Genomic DNA, 19,088 nt, shown 5'->3' with positions numbered 1-19,088 from the left:
ACCACGACGCGAAGGACGGGGGCACCGGTTCGCGGGAGTTCTGGCGCGAGGAGTACCTCCTCAACGCGGCCATCGCGCGCTACGGCAAGCCGTACGTGGCGATCATGGACGGCATCGTGATGGGCGGCGGGGTCGGGGTGTCGGCGCACGGCAGCGTGCGGATCGTCACCGAGCGGTCGATGATCGGGATGCCCGAGACCGGGATCGGGTTCGTCCCCGACGTCGGCGGCACCTACCTGCTCGCCCGCACCCCGGGCGAGCTCGGCACCCACATCGCCCTGACCACCGCCCGGCTCAGCGCCGGCGACGCGATCGCGTGCGGGTTCGCCGACCACTTCATCCCGTCGGAGAAGATCGAGCAGTTCATCGACGCGTTGTCGACCACGTCGGTTCAGGAGGCGCTCGGCGCGTTCACCGAACCGGCTCCCGTCTCGGAGTTGCTGGCGCAGCAGGGCTGGATCGACGCCGCGTACTCGGCCGACAGTGTCGCCGACATCGTCGCCCGACTGCAGGCCAGTGGGGTGCCCGAGGCTCAGAAGGCGGCCGAGCAGGTGCGCTCGAAGTCGCCGACCGCGTGCGCGGTCACCCTGACATCGCTGCGCCGCGCCCGGCAGGCCGGCAGCCTCGAGGAAGTACTCAATGACGAATTCCGGGTGTCCGTCGCCTGCCTGAACTCGCCCGACCTCGTCGAGGGCATCCGGGCGCAGGTCGTGGACAAGGACCGCAACCCGCAGTGGTCGCCCGCCACCATCGAGGAGGTCGACCCGGCGCAGGTCGACGCGTTCTTCGCACCACTCGGCGACCTCGAACTCGGGCTCACCCCACCCACCACCACCGGAGAAGACCAGTGACCGACTACGACACCATCCTCCTCGACCGCAAAGGCCGGGTCGGGATCATCACCCTCAACCGCCCGAAAGCACTCAACGCGTTGAACACCCAGCTTCTACGCGAAATCGTCTCCGCCGTCGAAGAACTCGACTCCGACAGCGGCGTCGGCGCCATCCTCGTCACCGGCTCCGACCGCGCGTTCGCCGCCGGCGCCGATATCAAGGAAATGCACACCAAGTCGTACATGGACGTCTACCTGGACGACTTCTTCTCCATCGGCGACCGCATCGCCGCCGCACGCACACCCATCATCGCCGCAGTGGCGGGATACGCCCTCGGCGGCGGCTGCGAGTTGGCGATGATGTGCGACATCCTCCTCGCCGCCGATACCGCCAAGTTCGGTCAGCCCGAGATCAAACTCGGCGTCATCCCCGGCATCGGCGGCTCACAACGACTCACCCGCGCAATCGGCAAGGCGAAGGCCATGGAACTGTGCCTGACCGGCCGCACCATGGACGCCGAGGAAGCCGAACGCGCCGGACTCGTGTCCCGCATCGTCCCTGCCGCCGACCTGTTCGACGAAGCACTGCAGACCGCCACCACCGTCGCCGAGATGTCACTGCCCGTCGCGATGATGGCGAAGGAAGCAGTCAACCGGGCATTCGAGACCACCCTCACCGAAGGGATCCGCTTCGAACGGCGGGTCTTCCACTCCACCTTCGCCACCGAGGACCAGAAGGAAGGCATGGCCGCGTTCGTGGAGAAGCGCACGCCGGAGTTCACACACCGCTAGACCCCGACGTTCGCCCCGCACCGGGCTCCGGTGCGGGGCGATGGTCGAAATACCGGTGTCACACCAACCAGCTTCACCGAATTCGGTCTAGTTCCGCCATCTCACCCTGGATCGGCCGATCGGATCACTTCGGCTGACCGACTTCGGCAGGGACAACGTCTGCGAGGTGAATACCGTGGTATCCCCCACCAGGGCCGCTGGGCGTCTGGATATCGTCGTCGTCAGTGGCCGGCCCGCGCCGTCACCGCAGGATGAGTACCTGAACGAGATCAATCGCATCACCACCACGTCGCCGGACGGATCCACCGTCACCCGCGCGGACTACCCCGCCAACGGCGGCAGCGCCTACTTCTCGATCACCCTCCCCTCCACCCAACAGGTCATCATCAGCACCACCCCATCAGGGGTTCCACCGTCTCGGTGACGTTGGAGCAGATCGAATACCTGGCCACCGCATCCGAACTCGACCTGAGCTGAATTCGTCGGACTGATCGCGCGAGCCGCGGCCGGTCCAGGCGGGTTATAGCCAGGACGTCGTCCTCACGTCATCGCGGCAGCACCAGATCGAGTTGGCCGCGAGGCTGTCGCCCCGCCGGCGTGGTCGACATGGATGTTCTGCGGTCACCCCGGCGCGGCGCGGCGCATCGACCTGATGGTCAGGGTTCTGGTCTGCGCTGGACCAGTGAACGACACCGCAAGCGTCGAGGCTCGAGCAAGGCTCACGACGGTGTCAGGGCGTATTGGGCGATCACGTCGGGCAACCAGTCGGGTTCGCCGAAGTGCAGACCGTAGCGCTCGGCAACTGCGGCGATCTGGGTGACATCTGCTCCACCGGCGGCGATCAGTTCGGACATTTCCAGGAAGCAATGTTCGACGCCGTGACATGCACGATCGAGTTTTCCTGTGCAGCATTTGTCTCTGGACGATATCGAAACGCTTCCGGCATTCCTGCGTCGAGTGTGTCGTCGAACGCAACTCCGCCTAGTTGTAGCCGCATCGGGAACGCGATACGCGCCCGTCGCAGCAAACCAACCCGAATCCGTCAAACCCAGTCACAATGAGTGGCGTGAACATTCCCGACATCCGCCCCGCAATCGTCCACACGGGAGTACGGATACTGATGGGCCGCACCAAACTCCGCACCGCCGAGGACACACGCCGCGACATCCACGCGACATCGTTGCGGCCGGCATCGTTCAACCCGCCACCATCTCCACTCCTGCCCGGGGTGCGGCTCTCCGCCGACCGCACGCGCGGGTTTCCCGTCTTCACCATCGAACCGGACAGCGGGCGATACGGAAAGACTGTGATCGACTTCCACGGTGGTGCCTATGTCCGCGAAATAGTGTCCTTCCACTGGCTGTTCGCGCGAACCATTACCGCTGCGGCATCGGTCCGGCTTCTGCTGCCGATCTACCCCCTCGCCCCGCACCGGACCGCCGCCCGCACCGTCGCCGATGCCGCCGACATCGTCGAATCGGCAATCTCCACCCAAGGCGCCGACAACGTTGCGGTGATCGGCGATTCCGCCGGAGGCGGTATCGCGCTCGCCGCGGCACAAGAACTCAAACGTAGGGGCGCACCACAGCCATCGCGGCTGATCCTTCTCTCCCCCTGGCTGGACGTCACCATGAGTGACCCCGCCCAAGCCACCATCGAGAAGCGCGACATCCTCCTCGCGCGCGGAGGACTGAAAGAAGCCGGCCGACTCTACGCCGGCGACCTCGAGGTTACCGACTGGCGCGTCAGCCCCCTCTTCGGCGACCTCACCGGCCTCGCGCCCATGAGCGTCTACACCGGTACCCACGACATCCTCGTCACCGACTCCCGCGCCCTCACTCAGCGAGCACGCGATGCCGGCGCTACAGTCGATTACACCGAGGAAATCGGGATGCAGCACGACTACGCCCTCTTCCCCCTGATCCGCCAAGCACACACCGCCCGCGAAGACATCGCCCGCATACTTCGGGCGTAGCCACCGGCGGCTACACGCTCCCCGATGGGTACGCGCTCAGCCGCAGACCGCCCGAGGCGCTAACGGTGGTGTTGGCGTTTGGTGTGCTCGGAGTTTCCGCGAACCTCGCCTTTCACGGTGCCCACACAGGTTCTCGGCGCCGAAGCGGTGGAGTGCGCCGACCCGGTCTGGGTACGCGTCACGGCGAGGCCGAATCCGACGACTGACCGCTGGGCTCGGGGACTATCCCGGACAAACACCCACGTCGAGCGGTGCCTGCGAGGGACCGACGTCTGGTGATGCCGATGTCTGGGAGTGAGGCGGCCGCCGATGGCCGAGTTCGATCCACCGACCACTCAGCGTCCTCCCCGTCCCGCGATCACCACGGAGCTGGCCGCGGACGGATTCGAGGACGCCCGGGAAACCGGGCGTGGCGGGTTCGGCATCGTCTATCGCTGCCGTCAACCATCCCTGGACCGCACCGTCGCGGTGAAAGTGCTCACCGAGGACCTCGACAGCGACACCCGGTCCACGGTTTGGACGAGATCACTGCGCAACTCGAGGACGCCACCGCCATCACCGTTCTCCTCGGTCAACGGTCGGCGGAGACGACCGCGGCCGCCTGCACCTGGGCCGGGGATTGGGTACACAGGATCGAAGGCCGAGGACGGCACCGGTGACTACTGCATGCCAATCGACTGCTCGTCAGCTGCCTCGCGGCCGCAGGCCGAAACGACGAAGCGAAACAGGTGCTGGCGTCGATCGCGGCGCAGTGCGCGGATCGCGACATGATCCGGTACCTCCTCGACGGAGGACCGTATATCGTGTCGACCCTGCGCGGCCTCCGCGACGATCAACTGCACGGGCTGTGGCGGCCGGAGTGGACGCCGGTCCCGAGCGCCCTTCTCGACGCGCTGTCAGCGACCAAGGGCCCGACCCTCATCTGAGGGCGCTGAGCCGCGACCTCACGGCGTCGAACTCCGCGGTGATATCGGGGATCACTGGCAGACGGTGTCGAATCGACGGACGCGGTGTTCCTGAGACCTCGGTTGTCTCAGGTGGAGGCGGGAGCCGACGACTGTGTCCGCAGCCAGCGGGCGGCGTGGTGGCGGTAACTGTCGATTCCTTTATATGTGGCGATGTCGGCGGGAAGTTCGGTGATGATGTCGGCGAGTTGCTCGGCCCACGCGGGGATGGTGGCGATGTCCGACAGTGGCGCCATGTAGGTGTGGATGTTGAAGACGAGTGCTCCGGTGAGGGGCAGGCGGATGAGGTGTTCGAGTTCGATGCGCAGTTGCACGCGTCCGTAGTCTCCGTCGGCGATGAGATTCGGAATGTCGTCTTCCCATTCGGGCCGGGTTTCGAGGCTGGTGTCGCGGTGCGGTGAGCCGACGGCGGAGAAGGTCCAGTTGGCGCGGCGGAAGATGCGGTCGGTGGTGAGATGACGCATGAACTGCTGCGCACGGCTGGTGATGCCGCCGCTGGTCAGCCCGGGTACGGGGCGGTGAATTTCGTTGAAGTTCATCCCGACGCCGAACTTGATCGACCAGTCGGCGGCGAAGGTGACGATGGCCGCGTCGAACCAGAGTTGGTCGTGGCGCTCGGTGAGCAGGAGGATGTCGTCAGGCACCTGGCAACCGATGAAGGTCAGCGGGTCCTCCGGCAGCGTGGCCAGATCACCCATTTCGAAGTGCTGGTCGATGTCGAGCAATGCGTTGCGCCAGTGGTAGCGGTTGCCCTGGCCGGTCAGCTGCATGGTCTCCGGGTAGGAGTCGGCCATCTGCCGCATGAGATAGAGCATGACGTCCCAACACGCAGGGATCATGTGCGGCAAAATCTGCACTCGCCCTGGATCTTTCGCCAGGATCTCCCGTTTGAGCTGCATCATCGGCACGTATTCGAGTCCGAGGTCGACGACGTGTCGGCCCCAACCCCCGGCGAGGGTGGGGGTATATCGGGGTGCAGGCTCGACATTGACCGCGTAGCGGAAGGTTTCGTCCCCTGCCGGGAAAGGCCAGGGCAAACAGGTCAGGTCGCTTGTGAGCAGTTCGGTCACGGTACTTCGCTCCAGAGTCGGGACGGAATGGAAGTGCAGGGGTGATCTCCAGTCGGTCGTCAGGCAACCGATGCCAGATACATCGCACGATGCGAGGAGGTGTGCGGGCGCACGAGGAGGTCGCGGGCGCAGCCCGAGCACTCGATGGTGTGGTCTGGGCGCGCGAGGGCCCGGGTGGCGGTGTCGCAGTGCGGGCAGAAGACGTTGATCACGTCCACGTGTGAGATGTGGATGAACAATTCGCACGGCAGAATTCCTGCGGCCCGCGCTACCGCAACGGCCCTCATCACCTCGGCCTCCGCCCCGGAAATCATGATGCGGACCCCGACTGTGCTGGCGTCGATCAGGTCCTCGACACCCGCACCGTCGGGCAGGCTGTACAACGCCACTGCCTGGTGGGCGGAGGCGAGATCCCGCGCCCACTTGTCGACCTTAGCGGTGGTGCCGGGGGCATCACCGATCGCGATCAGGAGGTACTGCCGGCCGGATAGGTCCATGCTGGCCGCGGTAACGCCGACCTGCGCGGTGTTGCTGTCGGAGTCGTCGATGCTTGTCATGACATTCCCTCTGGTGTCTGATGCCGCGGAGGTCATAGGTCCAGCTCCAGATCCGCGCCAACGGCCCGGGACACGCACGGCATCATCACGTCACCGGTGGACTTCTCCTCATCGGTGAGATAGAGGTCGCGGTGCTCGATCTGACCGCCGCGCACCGGGAGCTTGCATTCGCCGCACACGCCCTGCCGGCACAGATTCGGCACGTCGAAGCCGCTGTCCAGCAGCGCGTCGAGCAAGCTGGTCTCGGGTCCGACCGTCACGGCGGTACCGGTGCGGCCCAGCGTCGCAGTGAAGGGTTCACCCCCGGCGGAGATGCCGGAGGAGAACGGCTCCGAGTGCACACGCTGGAGCGGCCAGCCCTGGGCGAGTGCAGCTTCGGTGACGGCGTCGATCATTGGCGTCGGCCCGCAGGTGTAGAGGTGGGTGCCGATCGGCTGGCGGGTCAAAGTTGGTGTCACGTGGTCCCAGAACTGTTCCGGGGTTTCCACCATCGTCAACCGGTCCCCGCACAGTTCCATCAGGTCGTCGACGTGTGCGCCGAAGCCGGAGCGGAAGGAATAGATCACCTCGAACGAGCGACGCCACTGCACCGCCGCACGCACGTGCGACAGAATGGGGGTGACCCCGATGCCGCCGGCGACGAGGACGTGGTGGCGTGCGTTCGGAACCGGAGCGAACGCACTGCGCGGACGGGACGCGGTCACCTGCTCGCCGACGGCGAGGTTGTGCACCCACCGCGACCCTCCGGCACCGGCCCGGTCCAGTCGAACAGAGATCGAGTAGTGGTCCGGTTCGATCGCCGGGCCGGTCAGGGAGTAGGAATTGCGTGTACCCGGCTTCCAGGTGACCGCGATGTGACTGCCCGGGGTGAAGGACGGCAACGGTCCGCCACCGACTGGCGCCAGGACGACCTGACAGATGTCCTCACACAGCATCGTGGTGTCGGCAACGACGACGGAAAGGTCGCTCGCTGCCCCGGCGCTGGTTGTCGCGGCCTCGACTACTTCGGTCACGTGAGGTCCTCCGATTCTGCTCGACAGCCAAGATAGGCATGGTGACGGCGGGAGAAGTGGTGGTAGAAGGTCAGCGTTTCTCGGCAACCGCCACAACGGAATTCGCTGTCGATCACGTCGGCCCCGAGCGCGTGTGCAGGAACTCGCACGCCAGCACCCACGGCCGCCACCGGGTGACAGGAGGCCGAGGTCTCGACGTCACCATCGCGTTGTGGCGACGCGGTCGTCCAGCGACGCACGCTGGTTGTCATGCTCACTACCATCGCTGATCACGGTGCGAAGGAGCGGTGACCGACGTAGAACGCCAACGCACCCTCAGGGGTGCTGAATCGGATCCGCGATCCCTTCGGGAAGAAAATCGCGTCCTTCGCCTTGGCGACCTCCTTCTGTCCGGTGTCGAGGTTCTCGAGAACGAACTCGCCCTCGAGCACAACCTTCATTTCGTCGTACTCGTAGAGGTAGTCAAGGGGATCGTCGGTGCGCCGGAGTTCGAAGTAGCCGGCCGACATCTCGGACCCGTCCGGGTTTGCGTACACGTCATCGATGAAGCCTTCGGTGCCCGGGTATTCCGCAACCGGCATCTGCGGCAGAGACTTCCAGAAATCTGCGGTGACGCGGAACGGTGCGACAGTCTGTCCGATCGCACTCGAATCGGCAACGGTCATTGGGGTCCTCCTGGGATGGGATTGCGCGATCGGTAGTCGATCACCATGTGATGAAACTGAAGATAATGCCAGGAAACCATGGCGTGGGTTACGTGCCCGTAAACGCGCGTGACAAGGAGGTTTATTTGTAGGAAGCGCGCGCAAGTTCGCACGGGCCTATGCCAATTCGCCGATTGCGACTCGCGACCGTCGTCACCGTTTCGTGACCGTGACCGCCTACGCACGGGTCGATCGCGGGCACCGGGCGAGTCCCGAACGACGGCACACAGCGCGGCGGACGGGGCATCGCCGCAGGTGACAGCACATACTGGTAGTAACGGACCTGGTTGCGGCCGCGATATAGGTCAGCTAAGCCGAAAACATCCGACCCCAGGGGCCATCTTCTTGATTGCCGTCGGGAGGTGTGAACAAGTGGATACCACGAACAGGAGCGACGCGACCGCTCGCAGTCGTCCCCATGCCTTCCCACTGACGTGCGCGCAGCGCGGAATCTGGCTGGCCCAGCGCCTCGCTCCCGACGTCCCGACGTGCATTGCGCAGTACGTCGAGGTGCACGGCGCCCTGGACCTCGCCGTCCTCGACGACGCGTCGGTGACCGCCGGCCGCGAGTTCCAGTCGGCGTTCCTCCGGGTGTTCGAGATCGACGGGGAGCCGTTCCAGACCGTCGACCCGACCATCGGCCTGTCGACCGGATTTGTCGACCTCGGTGGCGAGGACGATCCCACTGCGGCCGCTCACGCGTGGATGACGCGGGATTACACCGCGCCGCTCGATCCCACCCGGGACCGGCTGGCGACGTCGACGGTGTTACGAGTCGGTAACGATCACTACTTGTGGTACAGCAGAATTCACCATATCGCGCTGGACGGGTACGGGGCGATGACGCTCGTGAACCGGATCGCCGCGCTGTACACCGCGCGTATGGAGGCCCGGACGCCGGAACCCGCCGGTGCCGCAGATCTGCGCACCCTTCACCGCCTCGACGAGGCGTACCGGTCGTCGACGCGCTACGAGTCCGATCGCGCCTACTGGCGGGAGCACCTCACCGGCCGCCGTTCGAACTCGAGCCTGTCCCCGACGGCGGCACCCGCCGTCGCGGAAAGCATCCTCGAGACGGCCACCTTGTCTGTGTCCGCGACGGAGCGACTCGACAGTTCCGGCCAACGGATCGGTGTGCCGCCGGCGACCGTCGTGATCGCCACCTTCGGCGCGTATCTGGCCCGCATGACCGGACGGGACGACGTGCTCGTCGAACTCCCGGTGTCGGGCCGCACGACCGTGCTGCTGCAGCGATCGGGCGGGATGCTCGTCGGACTCGCTCCATTGCAGGTTTCCACCGCACCCGACGACACGGTGGCCACTCTCATCCGCCGGGTCCACCACGAAATTCTGGGCGCTCTCCGTCATCAGCGATTCACCCTGGAGGATATCCGGCGCGATGCCGACGCGGCGGACTCGCTGTCCGGGCCGCTGGTCAACGTCATGCTCTTCCGCCCCCGGATCCGGTTCGGACCGCTCACCGGAGACTTTCACGTGGTCACCTCGGGGCCGGTGGAGGATCTGCTGGTCAATGTGTACCGCACCGCCGCTGCCGGGCGGATGGTCGTCGAGTTCCGCGGGAACCCCCACCGCTACTCCCGGGACGAACTGGCTCGTCACCATCGGTCCTTCGTGAGCCTCCTCGAGGAGTTCCTCGCGGCAGATCCCGGCGATCCCGTGGCAGGGGTGCACGCGGAGACCGCACACGAAGGTTTGCGGAGTCGCAGGCGCACAGCAGATCTGGACTACTGGCGGACGATGCTCGCCGATCTTCCACACGACACGCCTCTTGCCCGCGACTACACCCGCCGCGAAGGTACCGTCGACGGCCGGCGCGAGCACGTCGAGGCGCACGTGACCGCGGAACTGCATCACCGGATCGAGACCCTCGGACGGGACTGCCCGTTCGCCGCGTACACCGTCACGCATGCGGCGCTCGGGGCACTGCTCGCTCATCTCGGCGGGATCCGCGACGTCGTCCTCGGGACACCCGCGGGCTCGGGCGGGTGGCCCCTGCTTCTGCGTATCCGGGTCGACGGCACCGAATCGTTCACCGAGCTCGTCGAGCGCGCGCGTACGGCCGAACTCGGCGCGTTCACACACGCCGACGTGACCTTCGACGAGGTCGCCGCGGCACTCGGGTTTCCGGCACCCTCCCGCGGCCGGCACCCGTTCCAGGTCGGGTTCGACGTGCAGACCATCGACCACTCGCGCGAGCCGGATGGGCGGTCCGACGAGGGCCCCGACCTCTGGGTCCACATCGTCGAACACCCCGATCGTGCCGGGCTCGACCTCCGGCTGACCTTCGCGCGGGAGTTCTTCGAGCCGTCGACGATCCAGGGATTCGTCGACCGTCTGGTCCGAGTGTTCGCCCAGGTCACGGCACATCCCGACATCCCGGTCGCCGATCTCGACCTGTTGAGTTCCGCCGAACGGCGCCGGCTCGTGCCCGCGCGCGGTGATCCGGGAGTTCCGCCGCGCACGCTGCCGGACCTGCTGACGGACGCGGCACACCGTGACCCGGACGCGATCGCCGTCGTCGACGCTGCCGGCGGTGCCGACCGTTCCGGCATCGCGTACCGTCGACTGGACGACGACTCCACCCGGCTCGCCCGACTGCTCCTCTCCCGGGGCGCCGGCCCGGAAGCCGTGGTCGCCCTGGCTCTCCCGAGATCCGCGGATTTCGTCCGCGCCGTGTGGGCGGTCGCGAAGTCGGGGGCCGCCTTCCTGCCCGTCGATCCCGGATACCCCGAAGCCCGCATCGCGCACCTGCTCACCGATTCCGCGGCGACTCTCGGGGTCACGGTCGGTCGCCACCGGGACCCCCTGCCCGGCGACGTCGAGTGGATCGAACTCGACGACCGCGACGTCGAGGGCGCTCTGTCCGACCGGATCACCACACCGGTCGCCGACGCCGACCGCCCCCGACCGCTGCGGTCGGACCATCCGGCCTATCTCATCTACACCTCGGGATCGACCGGCGCCCCCAAAGGGGTGGTCGTGACCCACCGCGGGATCGCGAATCTGATTGCCGCACAGAGTGAAGGACTCGACGTGCCGCCGACCGGGCGGGTGGCCCAGTTCGCGTCGCCGAGCTTCGACGCCTCCCTGTTCGAACTGCTCGCGGCTTTCGGATCCGGAGCGCGCGTGGTGATCGTCCCGCCCGAAGTGGTCGGGGGCGTGGAACTGGAGCGAGTACTCACCGAGCATCGGGTGACCCACGCCGTACTCACGCCGACCACCCTCGCCACGCTCGATCCCCTTGGCGTGCCGACCCTGTCGCATCTCACCCTCGCCGGCGAAGCCTGCCCGCCAGAAGTCGCGTCGACATGGGCGAGGGGGCGCCGCCTCCTCAACGCCTACGGGCCCACCGAGGCGACGATCATGTCGACCCTCAGCACACCGCTCGTGCCGGATGAGCCGGTCACCGTCGGTGCGCCGGTGTGCGGGTTCGAGGTCGTCGTGCTCGACGACCGGCTACACCCGGTTCCGCCGGGCACCGTCGGCGAGCTGTACCTCGCCGGCCCAGGCCTTGCGCGCGGGTACCGAGACCGTGCCGGACTCGATGCCGTCCGTTTCGTGGCCGCCCCCTTCGGCTCACCGGGGACGCGAATGTACCGGACCGGCGATCTGGTGCGATGGCGCGGCCGGCACGAAGAGGACACACCCGCCGCCCTCGACCTCGTCTACGTCGGGCGCAGCGATTTCCAGGTAAAGGTCCGCGGGTTCCGCATCGAACTCGGGGAGATCGAGGCAGTCCTGAGTGCCGATCCCAATGTGACGTACGCCGTCGCGACGGCCGCGACCGACCCGCACACGGGAGATGCCGCGGTGATCGCCTACATTCACCCGGCCGAGGGGTGGCGCGTCGATGCCGAGGAAGTGCGCCGTCGGCTGGCGCGCACGCTGCCCGCGCACATGCTCCCGGCCGCGGTCGTCGCCCTCGACGTCATTCCGCGTACCCCGAGCGGCAAGCTGGACCGTGCCGCGCTCCCCGCGCCGACGTTCGAACCGCGGAGCGGCACCGGCCACCGGCCGCGCACGCCGACGGAAGACACGGTGGCGTCGGTGTTCGAGACCGTGCTCGGTGTCACCGGCGTCGGTGTGGACGACGATTACGTCGATCTCGGCGGAGGTTCCCTGGCGGCGACCCGGGTGGTGGCACGGCTGAATTCCGCCCTGGGAACGTCGCTGGACGTCCGTGATCTCTTCGAGCATCCGACGGTCGCCGCACTCGCCGGTGTTGTCGACAGCCGACGCGGTGGCGGCTCCGGGCGGCCTCCACTCCGCCGGTTCCCGCGTCCCGCCAGGATTGCGCTCTCCCCGGCCCAGGAACGCATGTGGTTCGTCAACCAGTACGACCCACACTCCCCCGCCTACGACATTCCGCTGATCGTCCGGCTCACCGGGCACCTCGACGTCGTCGCCCTCGCCGCAGCGATCGGCGACGTCGTCGAACGGCACGAGTCGCTTCGCACGGTGTACCCGTCCTCGGACGACGGACCACATCAGGTGATCCTGCCCGCCGAGCGGGCGCTGCCCCGGGTCGAGATCGTGCAGGTCGACGGTCCGTCCGACCTCGACGAGCACGTCGCCCGGGCCGCGGCCGCGCCGTTCGACGTCACCGTCGACGCGCCGCTGCGCGCGTCTCTGTTCGCGATGAGCGACACCGACCACGTACTGGCGCTGGTGATCCATCACATCGCGGCCGACGGTGCGTCGGCCGGTCCGCTGGCCCGTGACCTCTCCGCCGCCTATCGAGCCCGGGTCGGCGGACGCGCCCCGGCCTGGGAACCGCCGGCCGTGCAGTACGTCGATTACGCCTTGTGGCAACACGCCTTGCTGGGTCAGCCCACCGATCCCGACAGCCTGACGTCGCGGCAACTCGACTATTGGAGTGAGTCGCTCCGTGGATCGCCGTCCCTTCTCGCGCTGCCGACCGACCGTCCCCGCCCGCAGCGGCTGTCCCTGCACGGCGGCCGAGTGGACTTCCACCTGCCTCCGGACCTGCACGCCGGCATGCGGGCACTGTCCCGAACCTGCACGTCGACACTCTTCATGACGTGTCACGCGGCGCTGGCCGTCGTGCTCGCCAGGCTCGCCGGCACCGACGATGTGAGCATCGGCACCCCGGTTGCGGGCCGCGGGGAGCCCGCACTCGACGACGTGGTGGGCATGTTCGTCAACACCCTCGTGCTGCGCACCCGCATCGATCCCGCGGCGGGCTTCGCGGACACCGTACGCACGGTGCGGGATGTCGACCTGGGTGCATTCGCACACGCCGACTATCCGTTCGAGAAACTGGTGGACGCCCTCGAACCCGAACGCACGGACAGCCGTTCACCGTTGTTCCAGGTTCTCCTCGAGTTCCAGCACATCCTTCCGGCCGGACACGAGGCGCGTGAGCTCGACCTGCCCGGTCTGCACGTCTCGGCCGTCGCCTACGACCCGAAGATCTGTAAGTTCGACCTGCAGGTGTGGCTCAGTGAACGCGTCGATGACGACGGGGCGCCGCAGGGAATCGACGGCGGAATCGTGTACGCCACCGATCTGTTCGACGAAGCGACGGTGCGTGGAATTGCCGACCGACTCGTCCGCGTCCTGGGCGTCGTGACCACCGAGCCGGACGCCGTGGTCGGGAACATCGATCTGCTCTCCGACGGGGAACGCGACATCGCCCTCCGTTCGTGGGCCGCCCCGGACGAACCGCACCCCGGGACGACTCTGCCCGAGGAGTTTGCGCGTATGGCGGCCAGGAAACCGAACGCCGTCGCGCTGTCGTTCGCGGGTGACACGCTGTCGTACGGTGAGCTCGCCGAACGGGTGAACCGAATCGCCCGGCTTCTCGTCGAGCTCGGAGTGGAACCGGAACGCCTCGTCGCCGTGGCGATTCCCCGCTCCGTGGACTACGTCGCCGTCACACTGGGCGTGCTCGCGGCAGGAGGTGTGTGCCTCCCGCTCGATCCCGGATGGGCGTCGCCCACGCGACTCTCCCGGCTGATCACCGAGGTCCATGCCGCCGTCCTCGTGACGACGTCCGCTCTGGCGGAACGGCTTCCCCACGGTCACCTGCGCACCCTCGTCCTCGACGCGCCGGGCACCGTCGCCGCCCTCGCAGGCAGGTCGGGTCTCCCGCTGGCCGCCGTCGACGGTGGCGCCGGCCCCACCCCCGACGCGGCCGCGTACGTCCTGCTCACGCGCGGATCGACGACGTCGCCGAAACCGGTGTCGGTGAGTCACCGCGCAGTACTCTCCGCACTGGCGCGTCCCGCGCACGCCGTCACGACCGAGGATGTCTGGGCAATGGTCCCGGCCTTCGCGGCCGGCGTCACCGTCCTGACTCCGTGGAGCGCATTCCTCCACGGAGGCCGGCTCGAGGTGGTCGACGACACCACCGCCTCGTCACCGGCCGCCCTCGCCGACCTGCTGTACCGCCGCGGCGTGACCATGCTCTCCCAGAGTCCGGCGGCGTACGAGTACCTTTCCCGCGCAGGGGAATCCGCGCCGGGGGCGGACGAACGTCGATCGGTCCTGCTCACCGGTGACCCCGTCGACGCCGCGGTCGTGGCTGCCCCCGGAGTCGTTGCCGTGTACGCGTCCGTCGAGACCGTATGGTTCGCCGTTGCCGGGGATCGTGCACCGGAATCCGGTGCCGACCGGATGGAGTACCGGCCCGGGCGGGGACGCAGATTCGCGGTTCTCGACGACCGCCTTCAGCCTGTCCCGCCCGGCGTCGTCGGCGAGTTGTACGTCGGTGGCCCCGCACTGGCTCGTGGCTACCACGGCCGGGCCGCCGCGACGAGCACCCACTTCGTGGCGAGTCCCTTCGGCCCGCCCGGCGGACGCATGCTCCGCACCGGCGACGCCGCTCGCCTCACGCCGACCGGAAACCTGAACATTCTCTGGCGCCGCGACTTCCAGGCCGCACTGCGCGGCTACCGCATGCCGCTCGGCGACATCGATGCCGTCCTCACCGCGCATCCGCACGTTGCGAACGCAGTCACCGTCGACCACACCCCGCGCTCCGGAAAGCCCGCGCTCGTGTCGTATGTCGTGCCGGCCGACGGAGCCGCGCCGGCCATCTCCGACGTCCGCGCCCACGCCGCCATGATCCTGCCTCCGCCCTGGGTCCCGGGCACGGTCGTCGTCCTCGACCGGCTGCCCGTCACGGAGACCGGGGACGTCGACCTCGATGCCCTTCCCGTTCCCGAGGAACTGCGGCACTCGCCCGTCTACCGTGCCCCCGCCACTCCGGCCGAGGAGACGGTGTCGAGGGTGATCGGGCAGGTTCTCGGTGTCGGTGGCGTCGGTGTCGACGACAACTTCTTCGAACTGGGTGGCACGTCGCTCGACGCGGCGAAGGTGGTCGCCCGAATCGATTCGGCGTTCGGAACCCGGATCGGGATCCGCTCCCTGTTCGAGGCGCCCACGGTACGCGGACTGGCCGCCGTCCTCGACGCGAGCGATGTACACCCGGATCGACCCGCCCTGGGACCCCGGGTGCATACCGAACCTGCACCGGTGTCGTTCGCGCAGCAGCGGATGTGGTTCGTCAATCAGTTCGACGTGACGTCGGCCGTCTACAACGTTCCGATGGTGATCCGGCTCACCGGACTCCTCGACGTCACCGCGCTGCGCGCTGCCCTTCTCGACGTTCTCGTCCGGCACGAACCGTTGCGGACCCTCTATCCCTTGACCGACACCGGACCGGTGCAGGTCGTCGTCCCCGCCGAGAGTGTTTCGGTCGATCTGGCGCCGTCCCCGGTGGCCGACGCAGCGCATGTCTCCGGCCTCGTCGAGGAGGCCGTCGCCGAGGGGTTCGACGTGACCGTCCGTCCGCCGATTCGCGTCCGACTGTGGCAACTCGACGAAAGCCACCACGTCCTGGCTGTCGTCGTGCACCACATCGTCGCCGACGGGTCCTCGCTGGCTCCCCTGGCCCGCGACCTCTCCACCGCCTACACCGCGCGCCGCGCCGGCCGTGCCCCCGCGTGGGACCCGTTGCCCGTGCAGTTCTCGGATTTCACGGTGTGGCAGCGGGAGATCCTCGGGTCCGTCACCAACCCGGCGTCCCCGGTGGCACGGCAACTCGACTTCTGGCGGACGGCGCTCGCGGATCTTCCCGAACGGTTGGAGTTGCCGCTGGATCGGCCGCGCCCCGCCACCGCCTCGTACCGGGCCGCAGCGGTTCCGTTCGTGATGCCCGCGACGACGCATCGCCGACTCGTCGACTTCGCCCGAGCCCACGACACGACGACATTCGTCGTCATCCACGCGGCCCTGGCCGTGTTGCTGTCCCGGCTCGCCGCCACCACGGACGTCGTCGTCGGGTCGCCGACCGCCGGCCGCGGCGAACAGGAACTCGACCCCCTCGTCGGCATGTTCGTCGGCACACTCGTTCTGCGCACGACAATCGATCCCGCGGCCCCGTTCGGTGACGTCCTGGCGGCGGTGCGGGACGCAGACCTGGCGGCCTTCGCGCACGCCGACATTCCGTTCGAAACCCTCGTGGACGAACTCCACCCACCGCGTTCGGCGGGGAGCCATCCGTTGTTCCAGGTGATGCTGACGTTCCAGAACATCGAGCCGCCACGCCTCGCACTGCCCGGCCTCGAGGTAGTTGTCGCGGACCTCGACCCCCGGGTGTCGCCATTCGACCTGAATGTGGTGTTGCACGAACAACCGGCCGAGGACGATTCGGGGTCAGGGATCAGCGGGCAGATCGTCTATGCCACCGACCTGTTCGACGCCGAGACGATCAGTGCATTCGCCGGCCGGCTCCTTCGGGTGATCACCGCGGGCCTGACCGACCCCGACGCCGTGGTCGGCGACATCGACATCCTCGACGACGCCGAGCGCAGGCTCGTCCTCGACCGCTGGAACGCCACGGCCCACGACCTTCCGGCCGCGACGATCGTGGACCTGTTCGAGGCACGGGTGGCGACGACACCCGACGCGCCTGCCGTCCGCTGTGAGGCTCGAACCCTCACCTACGCCGAACTCGATACCTGGTCGACGCGGCTGGCGCGCTCCTTCCTCGTCCGCGGGATCGGCGCCGAATCTGTCGTGGCCCTGGTGATCCCGCGCTCCTTCGAGATGCTCGCGGCGATGTATGCGGTGGTCAAGTCCGGTGCGGCGGTGCTCGCCCTCGATCCCGGCCACCCCGCCGACCGCATCGAATCGCTGATTCAATCCTCGTCGGCTGCTCTCGTCGTCACCACCGCCGACGCCGATCCACCCGTTCCGACCGGGGTTCCGGTGGCGCGGTTCGACGACGTCGACCTCTCGGCCCGAGACACCGCACCGGTCACCGACGTGGACCGCGGCGCACCGCTGCGCCCCGACAACCTGGCCTACGTGGTCTACACGTCCGGCTCGACCGGCACGCCCAAAGGGGTGGCGGTATCCCACGCGGCGATCGCGAACCAGCTGGCCTGGTCGCAGGCACTGCTGCCGCTGCGCGAGGGTGACCGGACGGTACAGAAGGCGCCGATCGCGTTCGACGTCGCCATCTGGGAGTGCTTCGCGGCTCTGTGCTCGGGAAGCGTCCTGGTTCTCCTGCCCCCGGAACGGCAGCTCGACCTCGACTACCTGTCCGGCCTCCTCGACGACATGCAGATCACGCTGGTGGAGTTCGTGCCCTCCCTGCTCGACGTGTTCGTCAACGATCACCGGCACGCCTTCCCCGGGTCGATGCGACGGGTCCTGACCGGGGGTGAGGCGATCACTGCACGGACGGCGAGCAGCGTGCTCGCGCAGGGCGTCCGTCTCGGCAACATGTACGGTCCCGCAGAGGCGGCCGTGACAGCGACGTACCAGGACATCGCGACCGACCACGCCGACACCGCGGCGCCCATCGGGACGCCGGTGTGGAACACACAGGTCTATGTCGTCGACGATCGTCTGCACCCCGTCGTCCCCGGGGTGACCGGCGAAATGTACCTCGGCGGTGCCCAGTTGGCCCGGGGATATCTCGGCAGGCCCGCGCTCACCGCCGGCCGGTTCGTCGCGAATCCGTTCGGCGGCCCCGGCTCCCGCATGTACCGAACCGGAGACCTGGCCCGCTGGAACGCCGACGGGCGGCTGGAGTACCACGGCCGCACCGACTTCCAGGTACAGCTGCACGGCTACCGCGTCGAGCCCGGCGAGGTCGAGTCCGTCCTCCTACGTCACCCCGCGGTCGCGCAGGCCGTCGTCGTGCTGCGGGCCGATCGAAACGGCGCAGACCACCTCGTCGGATATGTCGTACCGGTCCCCGGCACCGAAGTGGCCGAGCAGGAACTGATCGACCACACAAGGTCCCTTCTCCCCTCGCACATGGTTCCGTCCGCAGTGATCCCCCTGTCCACGCTGCCGCTCACGTCCCACGGAAAGATCGACCGGAACGCGCTCCCGGCTCTCGACTTCACGACCCGCGCCGCGGAATTCCGCGCTGCCGGAACAGCTGTCGAGGACGCGCTGGTGTCGCTGGTCGGCGACGTGCTCGGCCTCGAGTCCGTAGGCGTCGACGACTCCTTCTTCGCACTCGGTGGCGACAGCATCATGGCCATCCAGTTGGTGGCTCGCGCGAAGACCGCCGGACTCGCACTCACTCCTCGGGATGTGTTCGAGCACAGGACGATCGCCCGGCTCGCGCGCGTGATCTCGACACGACCGGAGCCGGGGGCGGCCCTCCCCGAACTACCCGGCGGCGGGATCGGCTCCTTCCCGCTGCCACCGGCCGCGCGGTGGTTGCTCGAACGCGGCGGCAACCTCGACACGTACTGCCAAGCAGTCCTGCTCACCGCACCACCCGACCTGGACACCGACACCCTCACCGCCACCGTGCAGACGGTCCTCGACCACCACGACATGCTCCGAGCCCGACTCCGGCGCGGGATATCGGACCAGGACACCGTCCTCGAGATCCCACCGGCCGGAACAATCGCGGCCGCACCCCTCATCACCCACGTCGCGGTCGAGACGCACTCCGACAACGACCTCGCCGCGATGGCACGCGCGCAACTCGACGCCGCAACGCACCGACTCGATCCCGAGAACGGGATCATGCTCCAACTCGTCTGGCTCGACCCCCGCACCCAACCCGGACACCTCCTCATCACCATCCACCACCTCGCCACCGACGGCGTCTCCTGGCGCATCCTCATCCCCGACCTCGCCACCGCCCACCACGCCCACAC

12 protein-coding genes and 1 pseudogene are annotated in these 19,088 nt (G+C 67.9%); 7 read left to right on the top strand and 6 right to left on the bottom strand.

Annotated features, from left to right (window positions below; genetic code table 11):
• The 3 genes from G9373_RS41505 to G9373_RS41495 all read left to right on the top strand — a co-directional run.
• On the top strand, positions 1–851 hold an 851-nt coding region (locus G9373_RS41505; protein WP_167120736.1), incomplete at its 5' end, for a 3-hydroxyisobutyryl-CoA hydrolase.
• A complete protein-coding gene (locus G9373_RS41500) occupies positions 848–1,624 on the top strand; it encodes an enoyl-CoA hydratase (protein WP_120659182.1) in 777 nt (258 codons plus the stop codon). The genes G9373_RS41505 and G9373_RS41500, both read left to right, overlap by 4 nt.
• A gap of 166 nt (positions 1,625–1,790) precedes the next feature.
• A complete protein-coding gene (locus G9373_RS41495; protein WP_240961040.1) occupies positions 1,791–2,048 on the top strand; it encodes a hypothetical protein in 258 nt (85 codons plus the stop codon).
• Between the two features lie 295 nt (positions 2,049–2,343).
• Here the strand turns inward: G9373_RS41495 and G9373_RS47995 are convergent, their stop codons facing one another.
• The gene (locus G9373_RS47995) at positions 2,344–2,478 is read right to left on the bottom strand and encodes a hypothetical protein (protein WP_277346741.1); all 135 of its coding nucleotides are present in this window, start codon (positions 2,476–2,478) and stop codon (positions 2,344–2,346) included.
• Positions 2,479–2,690: 212 nt separating this feature from the next.
• Between G9373_RS47995 and G9373_RS41485 the strand changes: the two genes are divergently transcribed.
• The 3 genes and pseudogenes from G9373_RS41485 to G9373_RS46035 all read left to right on the top strand — a co-directional run bounded on the left by G9373_RS41485 (position 2,691) and on the right by G9373_RS46035 (position 4,525).
• Entirely contained in the window at positions 2,691–3,599 is a 909-nt protein-coding gene (locus G9373_RS41485; protein WP_312029823.1) for an alpha/beta hydrolase fold domain-containing protein, read from the top strand.
• A gap of 81 nt (positions 3,600–3,680) precedes the next feature.
• A pseudogene (locus G9373_RS47220) lies at positions 3,681–3,878 on the top strand (hypothetical protein); the annotation flags it as partial.
• Between the two features lie 488 nt (positions 3,879–4,366).
• Positions 4,367–4,525: a hypothetical protein gene (locus G9373_RS46035; RefSeq protein WP_206033667.1), complete on the top strand. Its 159-nt coding sequence runs from the start codon at positions 4,367–4,369 to the stop codon at positions 4,523–4,525.
• A 107-nt stretch (positions 4,526–4,632) separates the two neighbouring features.
• On the opposite strand, the gene G9373_RS41475 is transcribed toward G9373_RS46035, so the two are convergent.
• The 5 genes from G9373_RS41475 to G9373_RS41455 are packed head-to-tail and all read right to left on the bottom strand — an operon-like array spanning position 4,633 to position 7,869.
• Complete coding sequence (locus G9373_RS41475; protein WP_005564360.1) at positions 4,633–5,634, bottom strand: DUF3445 domain-containing protein; 1,002 nt, start codon at positions 5,632–5,634, stop codon at positions 4,633–4,635.
• A gap of 59 nt (positions 5,635–5,693) precedes the next feature.
• Positions 5,694–6,191 carry a dimethylamine monooxygenase subunit DmmA family protein gene (locus tag G9373_RS41470; protein ID WP_005564361.1) on the bottom strand — a complete coding sequence of 166 codons (498 nt, stop codon included), beginning with the start codon at positions 6,189–6,191 and terminating at the stop codon, positions 5,694–5,696.
• 32 nt (positions 6,192–6,223) lie between these two features.
• Positions 6,224–7,204: a PDR/VanB family oxidoreductase gene (locus tag G9373_RS41465; protein WP_005564363.1), complete on the bottom strand. Its 981-nt coding sequence runs from the start codon at positions 7,202–7,204 to the stop codon at positions 6,224–6,226.
• A complete protein-coding gene (locus tag G9373_RS41460; protein WP_133986606.1) occupies positions 7,201–7,455 on the bottom strand; it encodes a hypothetical protein in 255 nt (84 codons plus the stop codon). The genes G9373_RS41465 and G9373_RS41460 overlap by 4 nt, the downstream gene beginning before the upstream one ends.
• 18 nt (positions 7,456–7,473) lie before the next feature.
• Positions 7,474–7,869, bottom strand: coding sequence for an ethanolamine utilization protein EutQ (locus tag G9373_RS41455; RefSeq protein WP_005564366.1), 396 nt, complete (start codon positions 7,867–7,869; stop codon positions 7,474–7,476).
• 411 nt (positions 7,870–8,280) lie between these two features.
• Here G9373_RS41455 and G9373_RS41450 point away from each other — a divergent pair.
• Positions 8,281–19,088: non-ribosomal peptide synthetase (locus tag G9373_RS41450; protein ID WP_167120734.1), on the top strand; the 10,808-nt coding region annotated here is incomplete at its 3' end.

Source organism: Rhodococcus sp. A14, assembly GCF_011603105.1.
GTDB classification, from domain to species: domain Bacteria; phylum Actinomycetota; class Actinomycetes; order Mycobacteriales; family Mycobacteriaceae; genus Rhodococcus_F; species Rhodococcus_F opacus.
The sequence above is the reverse complement of the archived record's forward strand: the minus strand, read 5'-3'. Positions and strand labels throughout refer to the sequence as shown.

Excerpts from the sequence above, each read along its gene's own strand:
- G9373_RS47995 (WP_277346741.1), bottom strand. The coding sequence starts at position 2,478 with ATGTCCGAACTGATCGCCGCCGGTGGAGCAGATGTCACCCAGATCGCC.
- G9373_RS46035 (WP_206033667.1), top strand. The coding sequence starts at position 4,367 with ATGATCCGGTACCTCCTCGACGGAGGACCGTATATCGTGTCGACCCTG.
- G9373_RS41470 (WP_005564361.1), bottom strand. The coding sequence starts at position 6,191 with ATGACAAGCATCGACGACTCCGACAGCAACACCGCGCAGGTCGGCGTT.
- G9373_RS41460 (WP_133986606.1), bottom strand. The coding sequence starts at position 7,455 with ATGACAACCAGCGTGCGTCGCTGGACGACCGCGTCGCCACAACGCGAT.
- G9373_RS41455 (WP_005564366.1), bottom strand. The coding sequence starts at position 7,869 with ATGACCGTTGCCGATTCGAGTGCGATCGGACAGACTGTCGCACCGTTC.